16 protein-coding genes and 1 pseudogene are annotated in these 18,402 nt (G+C 50.0%); 10 read left to right on the forward strand and 7 right to left on the reverse strand.

The genetic code is table 11. From position 1 onward, the window contains the following. Positions 1-26 precede the first annotated feature (26 nt). On the reverse strand, positions 27-2,705 hold the full coding sequence (locus DXD02_RS13900; protein WP_118667005.1) for a sensor histidine kinase: 2,679 nt from the start codon (positions 2,703-2,705) through the stop codon (positions 27-29). A 16-nt stretch (positions 2,706-2,721) separates the two neighbouring features. Next, positions 2,722-3,417: a response regulator transcription factor gene (locus DXD02_RS13905; protein ID WP_022461396.1), complete on the reverse strand. Its 696-nt coding sequence runs from the start codon at positions 3,415-3,417 to the stop codon at positions 2,722-2,724. Positions 3,418-3,665: 248 nt separating this feature from the next. On the opposite strand from DXD02_RS13905, the gene DXD02_RS13910 reads away from it, so the two are divergent. The 8 genes from DXD02_RS13910 to DXD02_RS13950 all read left to right on the forward strand — a co-directional run bounded on the left by DXD02_RS13910 (position 3,666) and on the right by DXD02_RS13950 (position 13,698). Next, entirely contained in the window at positions 3,666-4,067 is a 402-nt protein-coding gene (locus DXD02_RS13910) for a GGDEF domain-containing protein (RefSeq protein WP_179973075.1), read from the forward strand. A gap of 420 nt (positions 4,068-4,487) precedes the next feature. Continuing rightward, the gene (mgtE, locus tag DXD02_RS13915; RefSeq protein ID WP_022461398.1) at positions 4,488-5,882 is read left to right on the forward strand and encodes a magnesium transporter; all 1,395 of its coding nucleotides are present in this window, start codon (positions 4,488-4,490) and stop codon (positions 5,880-5,882) included. Between the two features lie 201 nt (positions 5,883-6,083). Further along, a complete protein-coding gene (locus tag DXD02_RS13920) occupies positions 6,084-7,472 on the forward strand; it encodes an alanine/glycine:cation symporter family protein (RefSeq protein ID WP_055226893.1) in 1,389 nt (462 codons plus the stop codon). A 60-nt stretch (positions 7,473-7,532) separates the two neighbouring features. Continuing rightward, positions 7,533-8,438, forward strand: a complete 906-nt coding sequence (locus tag DXD02_RS13925) for an alpha/beta hydrolase (protein WP_055219163.1) — start codon at positions 7,533-7,535, stop codon at positions 8,436-8,438. Between the two features lies 1 nt (position 8,439). After that, positions 8,440-9,180 carry a LytR/AlgR family response regulator transcription factor gene (locus tag DXD02_RS13930; protein ID WP_118667006.1) on the forward strand — a complete coding sequence of 247 codons (741 nt, stop codon included), beginning with the start codon at positions 8,440-8,442 and terminating at the stop codon, positions 9,178-9,180. Between the two features lie 51 nt (positions 9,181-9,231). Then, complete coding sequence (locus tag DXD02_RS13935) at positions 9,232-9,891, forward strand: sensor histidine kinase (RefSeq protein WP_055219159.1); 660 nt, start codon at positions 9,232-9,234, stop codon at positions 9,889-9,891. 184 nt (positions 9,892-10,075) lie between these two features. Next, on the forward strand, positions 10,076-11,878 hold the full coding sequence (locus DXD02_RS13945; protein ID WP_055219157.1) for an ABC transporter ATP-binding protein: 1,803 nt from the start codon (positions 10,076-10,078) through the stop codon (positions 11,876-11,878). Next, complete coding sequence (locus tag DXD02_RS13950; RefSeq protein ID WP_055219155.1) at positions 11,878-13,698, forward strand: ABC transporter ATP-binding protein; 1,821 nt, start codon at positions 11,878-11,880, stop codon at positions 13,696-13,698. The genes DXD02_RS13945 and DXD02_RS13950 overlap by 1 nt, the downstream gene beginning before the upstream one ends. Before the next feature lie 109 nt (positions 13,699-13,807). Here DXD02_RS13950 and DXD02_RS13955 read toward each other — a convergent pair whose 3' ends face one another. The 4 genes and pseudogenes from DXD02_RS13955 to DXD02_RS13970 form a co-directional block, all read right to left on the reverse strand. Beyond that, positions 13,808-14,413: an NUDIX hydrolase gene (locus DXD02_RS13955; protein ID WP_055219153.1), complete on the reverse strand. Its 606-nt coding sequence runs from the start codon at positions 14,411-14,413 to the stop codon at positions 13,808-13,810. A gap of 26 nt (positions 14,414-14,439) precedes the next feature. Then, complete coding sequence (locus DXD02_RS13960) at positions 14,440-14,697, reverse strand: hypothetical protein (RefSeq protein WP_022461406.1); 258 nt, start codon at positions 14,695-14,697, stop codon at positions 14,440-14,442. An 81-nt stretch (positions 14,698-14,778) separates the two neighbouring features. Next, positions 14,779-15,186, reverse strand: a pseudogene (locus DXD02_RS13965) (glycoside hydrolase family 3 N-terminal domain-containing protein); the annotation flags it as partial. A gap of 30 nt (positions 15,187-15,216) precedes the next feature. Next, a complete protein-coding gene (locus DXD02_RS13970; RefSeq protein WP_118601524.1) occupies positions 15,217-15,855 on the reverse strand; it encodes a bifunctional 4-hydroxy-2-oxoglutarate aldolase/2-dehydro-3-deoxy-phosphogluconate aldolase in 639 nt (212 codons plus the stop codon). Positions 15,856-16,059: 204 nt separating this feature from the next. On the opposite strand from DXD02_RS13970, the gene DXD02_RS13975 reads away from it, so the two are divergent. Further along, the gene (locus DXD02_RS13975) at positions 16,060-16,935 is read left to right on the forward strand and encodes an AraC family transcriptional regulator (RefSeq protein ID WP_118667008.1); all 876 of its coding nucleotides are present in this window, start codon (positions 16,060-16,062) and stop codon (positions 16,933-16,935) included. Positions 16,936-16,989: 54 nt separating this feature from the next. Beyond that, positions 16,990-17,253 (forward strand): hypothetical protein, encoded by a 264-nt coding sequence (locus DXD02_RS13980; protein WP_022461360.1) that lies wholly within the window; start codon positions 16,990-16,992, stop codon positions 17,251-17,253. A 146-nt stretch (positions 17,254-17,399) separates the two neighbouring features. On the opposite strand, the gene DXD02_RS13985 is transcribed toward DXD02_RS13980, so the two are convergent. Next, positions 17,400-18,356, reverse strand: a complete 957-nt coding sequence (locus tag DXD02_RS13985) for a D-2-hydroxyacid dehydrogenase (protein WP_022461361.1) — start codon at positions 18,354-18,356, stop codon at positions 17,400-17,402. Positions 18,357-18,402: the final 46 nt, after the last annotated feature.

Here is an 18,402-nt window from a genome sequence, read left to right on the forward strand (position 1 = left end):
TATTCTCTTTTATTTTTCAACACTTCTCAGGCATCCTGCTGTGCTTCCTCCTGTACCGCTTCCGGTACGATCATCGGAGGCATCGGTTTTTTCTCCTTTACAGCTTCATCAAACGTAATCGTAACCTTGAACAGGTCGCCGTCCAGATAAATGTTGAAGCTTCCATGCTGCAATACCGTTAGGTTCTTTGCGATTGAAAGACCCAGGCCGCTGCCCTCGGTGCTCCGGCTGACATCGCCGCGGATAAAACGCTCCGTCAGTTCATCTGCCTGGAAGTTCAGCGGGTTCTCGGAAATGTTCTTAATCGAGAGCTGAATCTTTCCGTCTTTTTTGATGGCATCCACATAAACCCGTGTTCCCGGCATGGCATATTTGCAGACATTTACGTACAGGTTCTCAAGCACGCGCCAGATGCGGCGGCTGTCCGCACGGATCAGAAGCGGTTCCGGCTGGAGAATACAGATCAGGTCGAGATTGCGGCCTTCGAACCGCTCCGCAAATTCTCCGTTCACCTGCTGTACCAGTTCATTCAGGTTCAGGTTCATGAATTCCAGTTTAATATTTCCGGAGCTGATCTTCGATGCCTCGACAAGGTCCTCCGTCAGCTGTTTCAGGCGCTGTGATTTTTCGTCGAGTACGCGGATATAATCTTTCGCTTTCTCGTTTTCAATATTTTCCCGTTTCAGCAGATCGACATAATTAATAATAGAAGTAAGCGGTGTCTTGATATCGTGGGATACGTTGGTGATCAGATCCGCTTTTAAGCGCTCGCTCTTCATCTGCTCCTGCACTGCCGCTTTCATTCCCTCTCCGAGCGAATTGACAATTCCGGCAAGCTGAAGGTTGTCTTCCCCCTGCAGCTCCGTCAGGTCAATCTTGTAATCCAGATCGCCCGCAGCAATCTCTTTTAAGCCATGTTCAATCTGTTTTCTTCCGGATGCCTCGCGCAGCAGAAGAAGCAGCACTGCGGCATCCATCACCAGGGTAAGGAATACGCCGAACATTCCGAAGCCGCAGCAGAGAATGATCTGCACGCCGCAGAAAACGCAGAACATAAGGATCGTTCGCTCCGACTCCTGTCTGCCTTCATAGAAGGTTCTTCCGGCAGACACGATCCGGTGGCCGACGCAGTACAAAAACGACTGTTTCCAGACGTTGCGTGCTTTGATCCGGCGCACCAGTGAGCAGTACGGAATCAGTGTGATCAGAAATCCGGCGAGGATGCCCGATGCGGCCACCAGGCTTCGCCATGTATCTGCTTCATTTCCATAGGATCCGCTGTAGATGTAGTTTCCGTCAAAATTCTGGATATAATGAACGCCGCCGTAGGAAAGTTCGATGCAGACAGCAACGATTCCAACTGCTCCCATCACAATCAGGATGGCGGCTGCAGCTGCGATTTCCGTGTACCACTGATCGAAAAAGTAAAGGCGGATTTCTTTGTTTTTTCCATTTCTTCCTGCCTGCAGTGTGAACAGGACCAGGCAGACCAGCGTTCCGATTCCGCCAACTGCAATCATCAGAAGAAGGAGCTGCATTTTCGGAAGCCACTGGCTGTAGATCTCACTGTACTGGGAGAAATAGTCGCTTGCTGCCAGATCCGGATCCAGTGCAACAAAGATCTTCTGATAATTATCTGCAATCTGATTGTTCAGTAGATAGCTTCTCGCTGCTTCCACGGCCGGGCTGTTTTTTCTTGTTGCATAAGAACGGACTTTGTCGGCACCGCCGGTCCGGTCAACAGCAAAGGCGAACGGATAGGGCGATTTCTGCGCAATGGCTGTTGTGTAACCATTTTTCCAGGAATCCACATTCGTATAGATATTTCCTTCTTTATCCTCCAGACAGTACCAGAGATTGGCATCGTCCGCATCGACGCTGATGCCGCTCTCCTGGTTTTTAAAAGCAGCAACTTCTTCCGTGACCCCGGAAAGTGTCATATACAGATCGCGGATGGATACCTTTTTCAGATTTGCCGCCGCGTACTCATAGAGGTACGTTCCCGCTTTCGTTTTCTGCGTTTCCAGGCTCATTCCCTGATCGTATAGATACAAAAACTGGGAGGAAACATCAGCAGGATCAATTTTTTTCTCTTTCAGGCTTTTCACTGCATTATCGGAAGGAAAGTAGACCTCGCCGTCCGGGGAAAAGCTGTCAAACGTCTCTGCATCTGCCGCGCTCACTTCTTCGGTGAGTGCGGCTACATCCGTCTCTTCTGTTTCCTGGCTCACGTCAGTTCCATCTTCGTATGCAAGATAGGCTTCTTTGTCAATTCCGGCATCGTTCGTCGCATAATTGTCCGCAGTATACGCTGCCACCTCATTGAGGTCTGCGCTGCTGCCGTCATCGTACATCTTGACAAGCTGGTCAATGGTGTACGTTGTACTTATCCCGCCGCTTCCCTCTCCATCGGTTGCAAAGGCACGGTAATCAATCTCTTTTGTTCCGTCGTATCGACCGTTTGTGCCGAATTTACTCATATCATTATAGTAGCTCATGACGTTATGAAGCTGCCGCTGCACCAGTGTGCCGCATGCGGTGGTTTCTTCAAACGCATACTTTTTTGCTGCCGCATTCGGCGTCAGGCCGACGCTGGAAAGCATCAGTGTCTGAATGCCCCCGAACAGCGCATTGGCGGCAAAAACGATCAGCAGAAGAAAAACGATCAGCTTCCCCGTCAGGCTGTAGAGTTTTCGTTCTTTCACAATTATTCACTCCTTATTATTGTTTCTCAATCTTATACCCAATTCCCCATACAACTTTCAGATAGCGCGGCTCCTTCGGGTTGATTTCGATTTTCTCACGGATGTGACGAATGTGGACCGCAACGGTGTTGTCCGCACCGATCGCCTCCTCGTTCCAGATGCTCTCGTAGATCTGTTCAATCGAAAATACCTTGCCTGGATTTTTTACCAGCAGCAGGAGAATGTTATATTCGATCGGGGTCAGTTTGACTGGTTCACCCTCGACGCTGACTTCTTTTAAATCGTCATTGACGAGAAGCCCGCCGACCTGATACACATTTTCTCCGTCGTCCGCCGGAAGATTTCCAAGTTTCGTGTAGCGCCGCAGCTGAGATTTCACCCTCGCCACCAGCTCGAGCGGGTTAAACGGCTTCGTCACGTAATCATCCGCGCCGATGTTCAGTCCCAGAATTTTGTCCACATCCTCTGATTTTGCGGACAGAATAATGATCGGAATACTGCTCTTTTCCCTGATTTTCAGCGTCGCACGGATGCCGTCCAGTTTCGGCATCATGACGTCGATAATCAGCAGCTGAATCTCCTCCCTCTCGAGCATCTGGATGGCCTGCATGCCGTCATATGCTTTCAGCACATGATAGCCCTCCTGGGTCAGATAAATCTCAATGGCGTCTACAATCTCTCTATCATCATCACATACTAAAATGTTGTACATTTCTTCTTTCTCCACCTTTCATTTTTTCTTTTCCGGCACTTTTTTTCCGCGCCGGACCTCCCACATGATTCAAAGATGATTGTACCGCAAATTCCCTCAAGTTGCCAGATGTCTTTTGTTTTCATCCTTACTGTACCAAAGGAATCTTTAGGTCCGCAAAGGAAAATCTTAAGTTTCTATAAAGTTTTGTCTGTGAATTCAGAGCTCAAACATTTTTTAGACAATTGCAATTATTTTCTTAGCACATCCTGCTTGCCGTCTATGCGGATCTCAATAATTTAAAGATCATCAACGACCGATACGGGCATGAAGAAAGGGACTTCTCCATCCGCCTTGTCGGACAGTTTCTGCAGGATTCCATCGGCAAACGCGGTGTCTGCGGACGCATCGGCGGCGATGAATTCGCATATCTTGTTCCGTGTTCCGACGAAACAATGTCCAGGGATCTGTACCGGACGCTGCACTCCGCATTCGACATTTTTAATAGAACGAACGAAAAAGCATATAATATTACCGTTTCCACCGGCTTTTATCTGCTTCCGAAAGACATGGATTCCACACTTCCGGAGATGCTCGCGCATGCGGATGCAATGCTTTACGAGGAGAAACAGAAACGAGATAAGAATGTTGCGAAAATTTTACCAAAATAGGAATTGATTTTTTTCTGGAAAGCAGTTAGAATACTTGAGGGATGATTTTTGAATCCCGTATTTCAAGCGAAACAGACCGGCAAAAACGGCTGTTTGATCAAAAAATTTCTAAAAAAAGGCAGGTGAACAGAATGGATAGTTGTGATTCTCATGGGCGAAGTACCAGCATAGGACGGGAACCGGAAAATATGCAGGATGACGGCCATCCTTCTGTCCTGCTTTAATCTTAAATATTTTCCCTTCTTATCCTATGAAAACCCGAAGTAAGACACATGATCCAAACCAGTTTTGAAACGTAATTCTCTGGTTCTTTTTTCGTGTGCTTTTACTGCCCTGTGAGGGTTCCAACATGCTTTTTCGCACCGACAGCACGCATGTTTTTTTCTGCTGTCAAAAAAAAGAATGGAGGATAACGAAAAAATGGAAAAACGAGTACAGGATTATACCCAGGAGATCCTGGATACAATCCGCAGTAACTCTTCTCCGGCTGTCATGGGCAGCCGCCTGGAAGATTACCACGAAAATGACCTGGCAGATGTTCTGCCGCTTTTAACGGTTCCGGAGCGATGCAAACTGTACCGCATTCTGGACACGGACATGCTGTCCGATATTTTTGAGTATGCTGAATCCGACAACGTAGCCGAGTACCTCGAAGAGATGGATGTCAAAAAAGCCGCTTCCATCCTCTCCAAAATGGAGACCGATGCACTGGCCGAGGTTCTGCAGAAACTCGACAAAGCAAAGAAAAAACTTCTGATCGAACTGCTCGATCCGGAAGTACGCCACGATATTGAGATGATCGCCTCCTTCGATGAAGATGAAATCGGTAGCCGCATGACGACAAACTGCATCATCATCCGCGAGGATCTGAATGTCAAACAGGCGATGAGCAGCCTGATCGATCAGGCCGCAAAGAACGACAACATCTCTACCATCTTTGTTGTCAATGCGCAGCAGAAATTTTACGGAGCGATCGATCTGAAAAACCTGATCATCGCAAGACGCGACGAGACGCTCGAGGATCTGACCGTAACTTCTTACCCGTACGTATATGCAGAGGAGCCGATCAACGAGTGTATCGAAGAACTGAAGGATTATTCCGAGGATTCTATTCCGGTCCTCGACAATGACAACCGCCTGCTCGGTGTCATCACATCATCAAACATCATCGACCTGGTTGATGATGAGATGGGTGAGGACTACGCGATGTTCGCAGGTCTGACCGCAGAGGAGGATTTAAAAGAGCCGTTAAAAGACAGTATGAAAAAACGTCTTCCATGGCTGATCATCCTGCTCGGTCTTGGCATGCTGGTTTCTTCTGTAGTCGGTATTTTCGAACAGGTTGTCACAACCCTTCCGATCATCATGACCTTCCAGTCCCTGATCCTCGACATGGCCGGAAACGTTGGTACCCAGTCCCTGGCTGTTACCATCCGTGTCCTGATGGATGAGTCCCTGACCGGAAAACAGAAATTACAGCTTGTTTTCAAGGAAATGCGCATCGGTTTCTGCAATGGTCTTCTGCTTGGTGTTCTGTCCTTTGCTGTCATCGGACTTTTCATCTTCTTATTCAAGGGAAAGACCATGATGTTCGCATTTTCCGTTTCCGCCTGCATCGGCATCGCACTGCTGCTGGCAATGCTGATTTCCAGTGCCGTCGGCACCTGCATTCCGCTGTTCTTCAAAAAGATCCACATCGATCCGGCGGTTGCTTCCGGTCCGCTCATCACGACGGTCAACGACCTTGTCGCTGTCGTTACATTCTATGGCCTGAGCTGGCTGTTCCTGATCGAGATGCTGCATCTCGCAGGCTGATCTTTTGATACGACTGAAAAATTTTTAAGAGGCAGATATCAACTTTTTCTGGTTTCGGAAAAAGCTGATATTTGCCTCTTATCTTTTCTCTTCCCTTCTTTACATTCCAAACAGAAACCGATATAATAGCAGGTAACGGTGCTTTTATGCTTTGACGTTTCACAGTGCCGCAAATATTTTGAAATGAGGGTTTTTGAAAACATGATTGTCAATCTCATCACCACAGTCTACAACTTTCTCTGGGGCGATCTTTTTACGATTCCGCTCCCGGGCGGCGGCAGTCTCGGAATCTCCCTTTTGATTCTTCTGCTGATCCCAACCGGCATCTATTTTACGATCCGGACACGTTTTCTTCCTATCCGTCTGTTCCCGGACATGATCCGTGCCCTGTCGGAAAAGAAAAATGAAAAAAGCAGCCTTTCTTCTTTTCAGACACTGATCGTTTCCACCGCAACGCGTGTCGGTATGGGAAATCTGGTCGGCGTTGTCGCTGCAGTCTCCGCCGGAGGCGCAGGTGCTGTGTTCTGGATGTGGGTGACGGCTATCATCGGCTCGTCTACCGCGTTTATCGAAGCTACGCTCGCACAGCTTCACAAAGAAGAAGATCCTCTGTACGGCGGCTACCGCGGCGGTCCTGCCTACTACATTCACGATCTGGTTGAAGACCACCTCAAGAAGAAAAAACGATACGTTCTGCCGGCTGTTCTGTTTGCCATTGCCGGTCTGATCTGCTGGTGCGGTATCAGTCAGGTAATCAGCAACTCCGTGGCTTCTTCTTTTAAAAATGCATTTTCCATTCCGCCGCTTTACACCAGTATCATGCTGGTGATTCTTTCTGCAATCATCGTACTGCGGAAAAATGCAACCGTAAAGGTGCTGGATTTTATAGTTCCTGTCATGGCAGTCTGCTATTTCTTTATCACACTGTTTATCATCGCAGTCAACCTCCGTCAGATTCCTTCTGTGTTTGCACGCATTTTTGAGGAAGCCTTCGGACTTCGTCAGATGGCAGCCGGCGGTTTTGGTGCTGTTCTGATGAACGGTGTAAAGCGTGGTCTGTTTTCGAATGAAGCCGGTTCCGGCTCCGCTCCATGCGCCGCTGCCGCCGCAGAATGTGACCGCCCGGCCAAAGCAGGCCTTGTACAGGCGCTCGGCGTTTTTGTTGACACAATCGTCATCTGCAGCTGCACCGCAATGATTATGCTGCTTGCACCAAAGGATCTGATTAATGGCCTTTCCGGCATGGATCTCTTGCAGACCGCCATGCAGTATCATCTGGGAAAATTCGGTGTGATTTTCATTGCACTTACGCTGTTTTTGTTCAGCTTTTCCACGTTCCTCGGCATTTTGTTCTATGCCAGAAGCAACGTTGCCTACCTGTTCGGTGACAAGTGGTGTTTCCAGACCGCTTACAAGGTTCTTGCACTTGTAATGCTGTTTATCGGCGGTATTGCCGCATACACTTTTGTGTGGGATCTTGGTGATGTCGGCATCGGGCTGATGACAATTTTCAACATTATTGCACTGTATCCACTTGCAGGTGAGGCGCTTTCCGAGTTAAAATCATATGAGGAGTCGAAGAAATTGTAAATCCTGTGGATTGCTGTTTCGGACCGAAAAAGGGGTTTTAGAAAAAGGAGGTTTTTACACATGATCATTGAACCATCAAACTACACGTATGAGACAATGCCGGACTACACAGACGCGGTAGACGGCGCCGTGGAAATTCCGGTGACCGGAGAGGAAATTGAGATCCGCTATGCGCATGAAGTTGTCTACGACGAGGCGCACAATCTTCATCTGGAAATTTTCACACCATTCCAGATGGCGCACCCGGAGCGCACCTGGCCGTGCATCACATTTATTCAGGGATCCGCCTGGATGAAACAGTATGTCTACCAGAAGGTCGGCATGATCGCCCGTCTGGCGCAGCGCGGCTACGTTGTTGCAATCGTCGAATACCGTCACAGCGGAATCGCACATTTCCCAGCGCAGATCATCGACGCAAAAAATGCGGTACGTTTTCTGCGTGCGCATGCGGAGGAATACAAGCTGAATCCATCGCAGATGTTCCTGATGGGAGATTCTTCCGGCGGACAGGTTTCTTCCGTTGCCGGCATGACCGCAAAGAGCGGAAAACTTGACGAGCCGATCAATGAGGAAAGCTGCGAGGTATGCGGTATTATCGATCTGTACGGAGCTGTTGATGTGACACTGCCGTACGGCTATCCGATAACGCTGAACCATCAGAAACCAGACAGCCCGGAGGGCATGCTGATGGGCTATGACATCACCGAGCATCTTGAGGAGGCTAAGGCAGCCTGCTCCAAAACATACGTGAACGAGGATTTCCCGCCGATGCTGATCGCACACGGCACCAAGGACACGATGGTGTTCTGCCAGCAGAGTGTCGATCTCTACCACGCATTAAAGGATGCCGGAAAAGATGTACAGCTGTATCTTCTTCGCGGCGCAGACCACGGCGGTGCCGCATTCTGGACCGAGGAAATGATTACCGTTTACGATAACTTCTTCAAAAAATGTTTGGGTGAATAACATGAGAATTGCTTACTGCGAAGATGAACCGGCGCAGCGTTCCCGGATGGAACTGCTGCTCCGCACCTTTGCGGAGCGAAAAAGGCTTCCTCTGACCGTGGAAGCCTTTTCAGACTCCGCCGCTTTTCTGTTCCAGTATCCCGGCTCGTATCCGTTTGATCTCATTTTTCTCGATATTGATCTCGGCGGAATGGACGGCATGGCGCTGGCGCGGAAAATCCGTGAAACGGACAGTGAGGTGCCGATTCTCTTTCTGACGAATCATAAAGAATATGTTTTCGAAGGATATGAGGTGCAGGCGTTCCGGTATCTCTTAAAGCCGGTGACGGAAGACACACTGTTTCCGCTGCTCGACGAACTGCAGGCGATGCGCGGACAGGAAAAGCCGCATCTGCTGCTTTCACTTGGCGGAGAGACGCAGAAGCTGTTTCTCTCTGACCTGCTTTTTGTGGAGTCCGATAATCATTATCTGACGCTGCATACGGCCGCCGGCACGGAAACGTTTAAGAAAAATCTGTCGGAGTTCCGCGAAGAGCTTTCCGCCGCATGGCAGGCTTCTGGTGGGACAGGAGAATGTTTTGCGGCCGCACACCGGAGTTATCTTGTGAATCTCGCTCATGTGGAGCGGATCACGCGGACGGAATGTCTCTTGTCGGACGGAACAAAAATTCCGGTCAGCCGCGGATGCTATGCATCACTCAACCATGCGTTCCTGCAGTTTTACCGGCCGAATGCGTTTTAAAGGTTTTGCATTTTTTAATTTCCAATTCCGAACGAACCGAGGTGATGTTTCATGGCGCACATTCCATTTTTATCCCATTATCTGGAACGCAAAAATATCGAATACCAGAACCAGCTTCTCGCCCGCCAGGTCGAGGAAGTGCAGAATATCTATCTGACAATGCGCGGCTGGCGCCATGATTACCACAATCATCTGCAGTCAATGAAGGCATATGTTGAGATGGGACAGTATGATAAGCTGCAGGAATATCTCGGGCTGCTCGAAAATGATCTCGATCAGGTCAACCAGCTCTGCGACTCGGGGAATGTGAATCTCGATGCGATTTTAAATTCCAAAATTTCACTCGCCGAAAAGAACGGCATCCGCGTGGATTACAAGGCAGCCTGCCCGGCCAATCTTACGGTGAGTGATATTGATCTCTGCGCGCTGATCGGAAATCTGATTGACAATGCGGTGGAAGCATGCGAGGGCCTTGCGGATCCCTATATCCGGCTTTATATTGGTGTGCTGAAAAACCAGCTGTATATTTCCGTTACGAATGCAACAAAGGATACTGTGCGGAAGCTGGACAGCGAGTATATCACCACGAAGCGCGGAAATCACGGGCATGGGCTGAAACGGATCAATCTTGTTGTGGAAAAGTACGAAGGATATATCAACCGGCAGAACGAGCCCGGCGTTTTCGTGACGGAGATTATGCTGCCGCTGTAAAAAGCTCTTTCCAGAATTTTTTGATTTTGTCCGATGATTCTACAGAAAAATTTTGCAGAACGTGAACACTTTTTTTGCTGTTCGCGTTCTTTTTTGTTCCATTTACGTACTTTTCCCCCGTGTTTTGCATGAATATGGTAGGATAACTACAGTTCACGAAAGACATGTGACAGAGGAGGTCTTTATGTATTCATTATGGTCTAACTACATTTATATTCATCGGGAGCTGTGGCATTACAGCAAAAAGCCGTTTCTCTTTCAGGCACTCGAAATCGTCTCACAGGTGCTCACCGGCTTTTTCGGGATTCTGCTTCCTGCCGGGATTCTCCTGTTTCTGGAACAGAGCAGCGGCTTTTCCGGATTTGCACTTGGAACGCTCGTTCTCTTTCTTTGCTATGCCGTTGTTTTTGTCAGCCACACCTTTCTGCAATCGCGGAACGCCTGGCAGTATACCGAATTCCGGACCGGCTTTTTTACGCGCCGCCTTCTCTGTCATTTCATGCAGATAGATTATGCGGTTCTGACAGAACCAAAAACGCTGCAGCTCGCCGAAAAAGCCGTCGGAGCCACCTGCAGCAACTGGGTCGGCGTGGAAGGCATGTTCCGATACGATGTCACAATTTATTCTTCGTTTCTTGGGCTGATTCTCTACGCAGGACTGATCGGAACCGTCCATCCGGCTATCATTCTTCTGCTGCTTGTGCTCTCGGTTCTGCAGTTTCTCAGCTACCGCCGCGCGGCTTCTTACGAAGTCCGCCGCAGAGACGATCTGTCTGAAATTGAAGTATCGCAGCGCTATTTCCAGAAACAGTCGTACAACACATCCGCCGGAAAGGATATCCGTCTGTATCAGCTGAACGGATGGCTCGATGGTGTTTATCGCCAGCTCAACAAGCGGTATCAGAAAATTCTGTTCCGCATCCGCAGCGCCTACTTTGCAAATGATCTGCTGACACTTACACTACAGCTTCTGCGCGACGGAATCTGCTATGGCTTTCTGATTTACCGTCTATCCCACGGCACGATGACCGTATCCGGCTTTGTGCTTGCGCTCGGTGCCGTCTCCGGTTTTTCTTCATATTTTAACGAGATCACCGCCGCGCTCTCCAAATCCGTGCTCTGTCTCGAGCAGATCCGCTGGCTGCGGGAATTCTTCGATCTCCCGTTCCCTGCAGGCCACACGCTGCCGTTCCGGCCGGAACTTGCGGAGGAAAAACCGCTGGAAATCTGCTTTTCCCACGTCTCGTTTTCCCATCCGGGCGGCGATAAAAGGATCCTCGATGATGTCAGTTTTACACTCCATGCGGGCGAGCATACGGCACTTGTCGGCATCAACGGCGCCGGAAAATCCACCATTGTCAAGCTGATCTGCGGGCTATATCAGCCAACGGAAGGGAATATCACCATCAACGGCATTCCCCTTGGCAGTCTGAATCCGGCACAGTATTACAAAGCAATCGCGGCGGTCTTTCAGGACCCGTTTGCACTCTCGTTTTCGATTGCAGAAAATGTGAGCTGCTCCCCACTGGAAGAGACCGATCGTAACCGTTGCCGAGAAGCACTCATCCGCGCCGGACTCTGGGAAAAAATTGCAAGTCTGCCGCAGAAAGAAGAAACCTATCTTGGCAAGGATATGGCGGACGACGGCATTACGCTTTCCGGCGGTGAAATGCAAAAACTGATGATGGCGCGGGCACTCTATAAAAATTGCCATCTGCTCCTGCTCGATGAGCCGACGGCTGCGCTCGATGCAATCTCGGAAAATAAAATGTACGAAACCTACAGCACACTGCTGAAAAATAAGACTGCGCTTTTCATCTCGCACCGTCTTGCATCGACACGCTTCTGCGATACGATCCTGTTTCTCGAAAACGGAAAGATCAAAGAATGCGGAACCCACGATGAGCTGATTGCCCTTGGCGGATCGTATGCGCATATGTTTGAGGTGCAGAGCCAGTATTATCAGGAAACGGAGGAAGATATCTGATGAAAATGAAAGAACGGTTTCATGCCATCTGCCGCTTTTTAACTATGGTGAGCCAGGGCAATCACCGCGTGCTGTTCTGGCTTCTCGGAAGCGCTTTTGCAGCTGCAACGCTGCCGTATCTCTCCTTGTTTTTCTCGGCGCGAATTTTGAATTTACTGCTTGCAAAGTCGTACCGCGCCTGTCTGTATACTGTTGTCGTCTTTCTGCTTACGCAGTATGGGCTGGGATTGTTTGAAAAAATCTGCCGTCAGTATCTCGACGGCCAAAAAGAACTCTGTCTTGCACGCACGGAACAGAAAATCACCGCAAAGGCGCTGGAGCTGGAGTTTGAGAAATTCGAAAAAACAGAGACGATGGATGCCATCCGGCGCACCAACGTCTCCTCCATGGGATCGGGAAATGTGGGTGACCAGCTCATTGTCATTCATACGCTGATCACTTCCCTGCTCTCGGTTCTCTATGCCCTGTTTTTCCTGCTCCGTCTGTTTCTTCTGTCCGACAGCAGCAGGAATAACTTTTTCACCTCGTCGTTTTCGATGCTTGCACTGCTCCTGCTCTGTGGTGTGCAGCTTGCACTTTCCTCCCGCATCAACCGCAGGAGTACGCAGAAAAAGATAGAGCTGAACCAGGGCAACGACCATTCCAACTCGGTTGCCAATTATCTCGTTAATGTGATGCTTGAAGAACGGCGCGCGGACGATATCCGCATCGGTCATCTCGATCATTTTCTCGACGTACAGTTTGGAAAAGCCATGGAACACTTTCTGCCGATGTACCTCGACTTCGCCCGCTTCTCCGCCATCACAGACGGAAAAAACGCGCTGCTTTCGCTCCTTTCCAATTTCGCTGCGTACCTTGTGATCGGCGCCAGGGCTCTGTACGGCGTTCTCCCCATTGGGGATGTTCTTCTGTATGCCGGTTCCGTGACACGCGCCATGAGTGATCTTCAGACATTTCTCGCAACCGGATCGGAGTTCGACTATATCAATTCCTATCTCTCGACCTATGAGGATTTCATTGCGCAGCCGTCTATGGCCTACGACGGTACACTGCCGATTGAGAAACGCGACGACGGCCAGTACGAATTTGCATTCCACGATGTCTCATTCTCTTATCCCGGTACGAATATTCCGGTACTCGAACATGTGACACTGTCCTTTGCCGTCGGCGAAAAAACCGCCCTCGTTGGCCGTAACGGAGCCGGAAAGACAACACTCATCAAGCTGCTCTGCCGCCTGTATGAGCCAACTTCAGGTTACATCACCCTGAATGGCATTGACATCCGCAAATATAGCTACAAAGAGTACACGCAGGCATTCTCCGTCGTTTTCCAGGATTTCCACCTGTTTTCCCTCCCGCTCGACGAAAACATCGCCGCCGGAACCGAGATTGATGAAGCTGCTTTGCAATCCTCTCTTGCAAAAGTCGGTCTCACCGACCGTGTACAGCAACTCCCGCAGGGCGTCCGCACCCGCCTTTACAACAACAACGGCTCCGGTGTCGACCTTTCCGGCGGCGAGGCCCAGCGCACCGCCATCGCCCGCGCCCTCTACAAGGATGCCCCGTTCGTCATCCTCGACGAGCCGACCGCAGCCCTCGACCCGATCGCTGAGGCTGAAATCTACGAACAGTTCAGCCAGATGACCGCCGGCAAAACCGCTGTCTACATCTCCCACCGCATGAGCAGCTGCAAATTCTGCGACCGCATCATCGTCCTCGACCACGGCCGCATCGCCGAAGACGGAACCCACGACACCCTCCTCGCAAACCACGGCATCTACGCCAATCTTTACGAAACCCAGGCCCAATACTACACCTGAGTCCTCACCCTCCCGTCCCCCACAACGTAAATGGGAGTCAGAAAAACACAACCCCTGGCAGTTCGTGCTAAGAACTTCCAGGGGTTGTGTTTTTCTGGCTCCCCTCCACTTATTTCAGGAATGCAAACGGCTCCTCATCATGAATAAAATGCATCAGATGATAAGAACACATAATTGCTACATTTTCTTCCTTTAAGATTCTCTTTGCCTCCTCGCGGTCAGCAAGGACAACTTCGATCACTTCGCTCTCTTCGAGGTATTTGCGGCTGATCTCGCCCTCGCACCAGCCGTAAACGGCAGAGCATGCTTCATCGGTCAGGCCGATTGTGGTGAAGAACGGTTTCTCGTAGCAGGGATCTACTTTCAACGGGTGAAACGTAAGACCGGTCTCCTCATGCATCTCGCGCACGGCAGCCTCATGGAACTCCTCGCCCGGTTCCACCAGGCCTGCCGGGAATTCGTAGATGTAGTCATCAATGGAAACGCGGTACTGGCGCACCAGGACAATTTTGTCGCGTTTTTCCCCGTACAGACTGTACATCAGCACACCGTCCGGCGTATTTTTCCTTGTTTTGATCTTCATCTGCTCGATGGATTTTGCGCGGGAAGCCACGTAATAGCGGAAGTGATGGTTTACTTTGTTTGTCCCTTCCACCAGGTAAAGATTTACGAACGGATTTTCCGTCTGTTTTGTGATTTTTTCAACATTCGGCATAAGTAACAACCTCTTTCTTTTCTCTTTTACTGGTCAAAATCAGCCTCAAACACGCCCTCCGGGGTGCGCATCGTCAGCACGCCGAGGTTGAATTCATCATCCATCACCGTGATGTGGTACTCGAAAATCACATCATCATCAAATTTCGATAATACCACATAGGAACCGTTCTCTTTTCCCTCGATCTGGTCGCAGATGTCATCGTAAACATCGCTTCCCGAAATCGGCCGCGGATAGCCGGATTCTTTGATTTTCTTTTCAATCATTTCATATAATTCGTTCATGTTCTGCCCTCGTTTTTCTTTTTATCGGTTATGTTTCATTGTACCACGAAAAGACCCGCGGGGACAATCCATTGCGGCGATTCACCGTGAACTTTTTTTATTTTCATACATCTTCTGGTCCGCCTGTTTCATGATGACGGATTCCGAGATTTCCATGTTTTCCCGGACCATTCCGCCGACGGTGCCGTTGATTCTGTTGTACGCCGTCATGATGCCCTCTGCACCGCTCTCCTCAATACATCTGCGGAACGGCTCGAGATACAGCTCATATTTATTCCGCGGGTCAATCGAAGAGTTCTTCCAGCCGCGGCCGACCTCGGTGTTGTTTCCATAGAAGTGTTTCAGGGTTGATGCACAGCGCAGATATTTTGGATCGTCGCCCTGCATTCCCTCGATGTAAGCGCCGGCCATTTTTCCGGTCAGCACAGGGTTCTCGCCGTAGCCCTCCTCGTTTCTTCCCCATCTCGGATCACGCTCGAGGTCAACGGTCGGTGCCCAGCGGCTGCGGGAAGGATGTCGTCACGTCCGGCTTTCCTTTACGATCTCAACCGCCTCTTTCACCAGCTCTTCAATGCGGTCGAATTCGTTGTTTTCAATCATCGTATTTTTTACCATCCAGCTTCCGCCGCATGCTGCGATGCGGTCGTATGCCAGGTATTCTCTTACATTCTGCGGGTTGATGCCGCCGGTCGGCATGAATTTCATCATGGTGTACGGTGCTGCGATGGCACGGATGTATTTCAGTCCGCCTGCCGGTTCTGCCGGAAAGAATTTCACCATGGTGAGCCCAAGACCGATTGCCTGCGCCATCTCAGTCGGGGTCACGATGCCCGGGATCACTGGTACTTCGTGTGCCTGGCACCATTTTACTACCTCCGGGTTGAGGCCCGGGCTGACGATAAATTTTGCTCCGGCTTTCACGGCGCGGTCCGCCTGCTCGGTTGTGAGCACAGTTCCGGCTCCCACCAGCATCTCCGGGAATTTTTCGCTCATAATGCGGATGGATTCTTCTGCCGCATCGGTGCGGAAGGTCACCTCGGCGCAGGCAAGTCCGCCCTTGCAGAGAGCTTTGGCAAGCGGCTCTGCTTTTGCTGCATCCTGTAAAACGACAACCGGCACAATGCCGTATGTTCCAAGCTGTTCGAGAATCTGATTCATGATAGCTGTTCCTCCGTTTTGATCTTTATCTGAAATTTATTCTGCATTCTGTTTTTATTTTATTCCCTTGTATCATAACCGGACAAGTTGTTTTTTTCTATTGTGCGAATTGCCGAATACATTGTAAAACTTGCTGTTTTGTGATATGCTGGGAATTGTTGTTATGGTTCAAAAATATCATTTTTTTGCAAGGATGCTTTTATTATGAAAGAAAAACTGCAGACGAAATTTGCCACCCGGCAGTACATGATTTCGGATACGTTTGAGTTATACTATTACAGCACCGACGATGTGCCCGGCGTAAAAGAACATACGCATACGCATTATGAGTTCTATCTCTTTCTCGAAGGGGCGATCTCACTGGAAATCGACGGAGTGCTCTACACACCGACGCCCGGCGATCTTCTTCTGATTCCGCCCGGCGTACCGCATCATCTGGTGATGCACGACCTGTCTGTGCCGTACCGCCGCTTTGTGTTCTGGGTCAGCGCCGCTTTTGCAGAGCAGCTCTGCGCCCGTTCCGCCGACTACGTTTACCTGATGGAATACGCTGCCGAAAATCAGAAATATCTGTTCCCGCTCGATTCCGTCGAGTTCAACACGATCCAGTACCGCACCATCCGCCTGATCGAAGAAATGCGGTCCGATCATTTTGGAAAAGAGACGCAGATTTTTCTCTACGTCAGCGACCTGCTGATGCAGATCAACCGAACGGTGTATGAGCAGCATCACCCGCTCACCCGGAAAGCACAGCTCTCGCTGTATGAACAGCTCTGTTTCTATATTGATGAGCACCTGTCCGAGGATCTGTCGCTCGAACGGCTGGCGGCGGAACTTTTTGTGAGCAAATATCACATTGCACACGTTTTCAAGGATGAAATCGGCATGTCGATCCACCAGTACATTTCCAAAAAGCGGCTGGCAAGGTGCCGTGAAGCGCTGCTCGGCGATGTACCGGTCACGAAGGTGTATCTGCTGTTCGGATTTCACGACTATTCGAGTTTTTACCGCGCGTTTAAAAAAGAGTACGGGATCTCGCCGAAGGATTTTAAAGAACTGCATACCGTTACCAGCGATTAACACGGTCGTTCCAAATGCACTGTTCACTTTGTACTTTTCAGGAGGATTTTTAATATGTTTCAGATGTGGGGAAAATTAGTGGAAAACAATCATGTTCTTCAGGATCTTACCGTCTGCATCGACGATGAGGATACCAGAACGCACAAGGTCTTCCGTGCGCTCGATGAAATCTGTGATGCCTGGAATCTGGCGAAGCCGATCTGGCTCGATACGAATATTTCGGAGTTTAAACGGAGATCGAAAACGCGGTTCACACAGGATAATTTTATTGAATCGCTGGAGTTTGATTATCTGGAAATTCAGATTACAGAGGAATAATGTTCTCTCGTTTTTGCAGTAATAAAGCAAATGCAAAAGCCGGGCATCCGGCGGAACTTGGGAGTGGCTGTTCTTACAGTCCCCTCTGCGGTTCCGTCGGATGTCCGGCTCTTTTTATGTATTTTGTCCCTGGCTTTGTACCCCTTTTATACCACGCGGTTTTCCATGCCGCCTTCCAGGTACGAAGCAATATTTTTCTGCACCAGTCCGATCAGGCGCGTGCGGGCTTCCTTCGATGCCCAGGCGATGTGCGGCGTAATGTACAGGCGGTCATCGTCCGCCATTTTCAGCAACGGACTGTCACTGCGGATCGGCTCGCTGGAAAGTACATCGAGCGCTGCTCCGGCGATCAGGCCCTCGCGCAGGGCACAGCAGAGGTCACGCTCATTCACGATCGAGCCGCGGCCGACGTTGATCAGAATTGCGTTCCGCTTCATGTTGGCAAACGTTTCGATATTCATCAGGTTCTCGGTCGCCTCATTTAACGGGGCGTGGATGGAAACCACATCAGAATCCTTCAGCAGACGATAGAGATCGACCCGCTCGTAGTCCGGATCGTCGTGTGCACCGGAGGTGGAGTAATAGATCACACGGCAGCCGAATGCCTGTGCAATCGAAGCCACTTTTCTGCCGATCGCGCCAAGGCCGATGATGCCCCACGTCTTGCCCTCCAGCTCGGTGAACGGTCTGTCCATGCAGGTGAAAAGGCTGCTGGCGGCGTAGCTGCCGTTTTTTACGTAATCATCGTAATAACGGAGTTTTTCTGCCAGATAGAAGTACATCGCAAAGGTGTGCTGGGCCACGCTGACGGTGGAATAGCCGGCGACGTTCGTCACGGCGATGTTGTGGCGCTTCACATAATCGAGATCGATGTTGTTGATGCCGGTTGCGGTGACGCAGATCAGTTTCAGGTTCTCCGCGCCGGACAGGGTGCGGCTGCACATGCGCACCTTGTTGCAGATGACAATATCCGCCTCCCGCACACGCTCCGGGCATTCCTCCTCCGTTGTTTTTTCATATACTGTCACTTCTCCAAAACGGGAAAAGCCGGACAGATCCATGTCCTTTCCCAGTGACTCTGCCTCAAGAATTACAAGTCTCATGTTGGTTCCTCCTTTTGCAGATGATGATTCTGCTTTATCCGGGAAA

Source organism: Blautia sp. TF10-30, assembly GCF_003481245.1.
Classification (GTDB): domain Bacteria; phylum Bacillota; class Clostridia; order Lachnospirales; family Lachnospiraceae; genus Fusicatenibacter; species Fusicatenibacter saccharivorans.

Excerpts from the sequence above, each read along its gene's own strand:
- DXD02_RS13905 (WP_022461396.1), bottom strand. The coding sequence starts at position 3,417 with ATGTACAACATTTTAGTATGTGATGATGATAGAGAGATTGTAGACGCC.
- mgtE (WP_022461398.1), top strand. The coding sequence starts at position 4,488 with ATGGAAAAACGAGTACAGGATTATACCCAGGAGATCCTGGATACAATC.
- DXD02_RS13920 (WP_055226893.1), top strand. The coding sequence starts at position 6,084 with ATGATTGTCAATCTCATCACCACAGTCTACAACTTTCTCTGGGGCGAT.
- DXD02_RS13925 (WP_055219163.1), top strand. The coding sequence starts at position 7,533 with ATGATCATTGAACCATCAAACTACACGTATGAGACAATGCCGGACTAC.
- DXD02_RS13930 (WP_118667006.1), top strand. The coding sequence starts at position 8,440 with ATGAGAATTGCTTACTGCGAAGATGAACCGGCGCAGCGTTCCCGGATG.
- DXD02_RS13935 (WP_055219159.1), top strand. The coding sequence starts at position 9,232 with ATGGCGCACATTCCATTTTTATCCCATTATCTGGAACGCAAAAATATC.
- DXD02_RS13945 (WP_055219157.1), top strand. The coding sequence starts at position 10,076 with ATGTATTCATTATGGTCTAACTACATTTATATTCATCGGGAGCTGTGG.
- DXD02_RS13950 (WP_055219155.1), top strand. The coding sequence starts at position 11,878 with ATGAAAATGAAAGAACGGTTTCATGCCATCTGCCGCTTTTTAACTATG.
- DXD02_RS13955 (WP_055219153.1), bottom strand. The coding sequence starts at position 14,413 with ATGCCGAATGTTGAAAAAATCACAAAACAGACGGAAAATCCGTTCGTA.
- DXD02_RS13960 (WP_022461406.1), bottom strand. The coding sequence starts at position 14,697 with ATGAACGAATTATATGAAATGATTGAAAAGAAAATCAAAGAATCCGGC.
- DXD02_RS13970 (WP_118601524.1), bottom strand. The coding sequence starts at position 15,855 with ATGAATCAGATTCTCGAACAGCTTGGAACATACGGCATTGTGCCGGTT.
- DXD02_RS13975 (WP_118667008.1), top strand. The coding sequence starts at position 16,060 with ATGAAAGAAAAACTGCAGACGAAATTTGCCACCCGGCAGTACATGATT.
- DXD02_RS13980 (WP_022461360.1), top strand. The coding sequence starts at position 16,990 with ATGTTTCAGATGTGGGGAAAATTAGTGGAAAACAATCATGTTCTTCAG.
- DXD02_RS13985 (WP_022461361.1), bottom strand. The coding sequence starts at position 18,356 with ATGAGACTTGTAATTCTTGAGGCAGAGTCACTGGGAAAGGACATGGAT.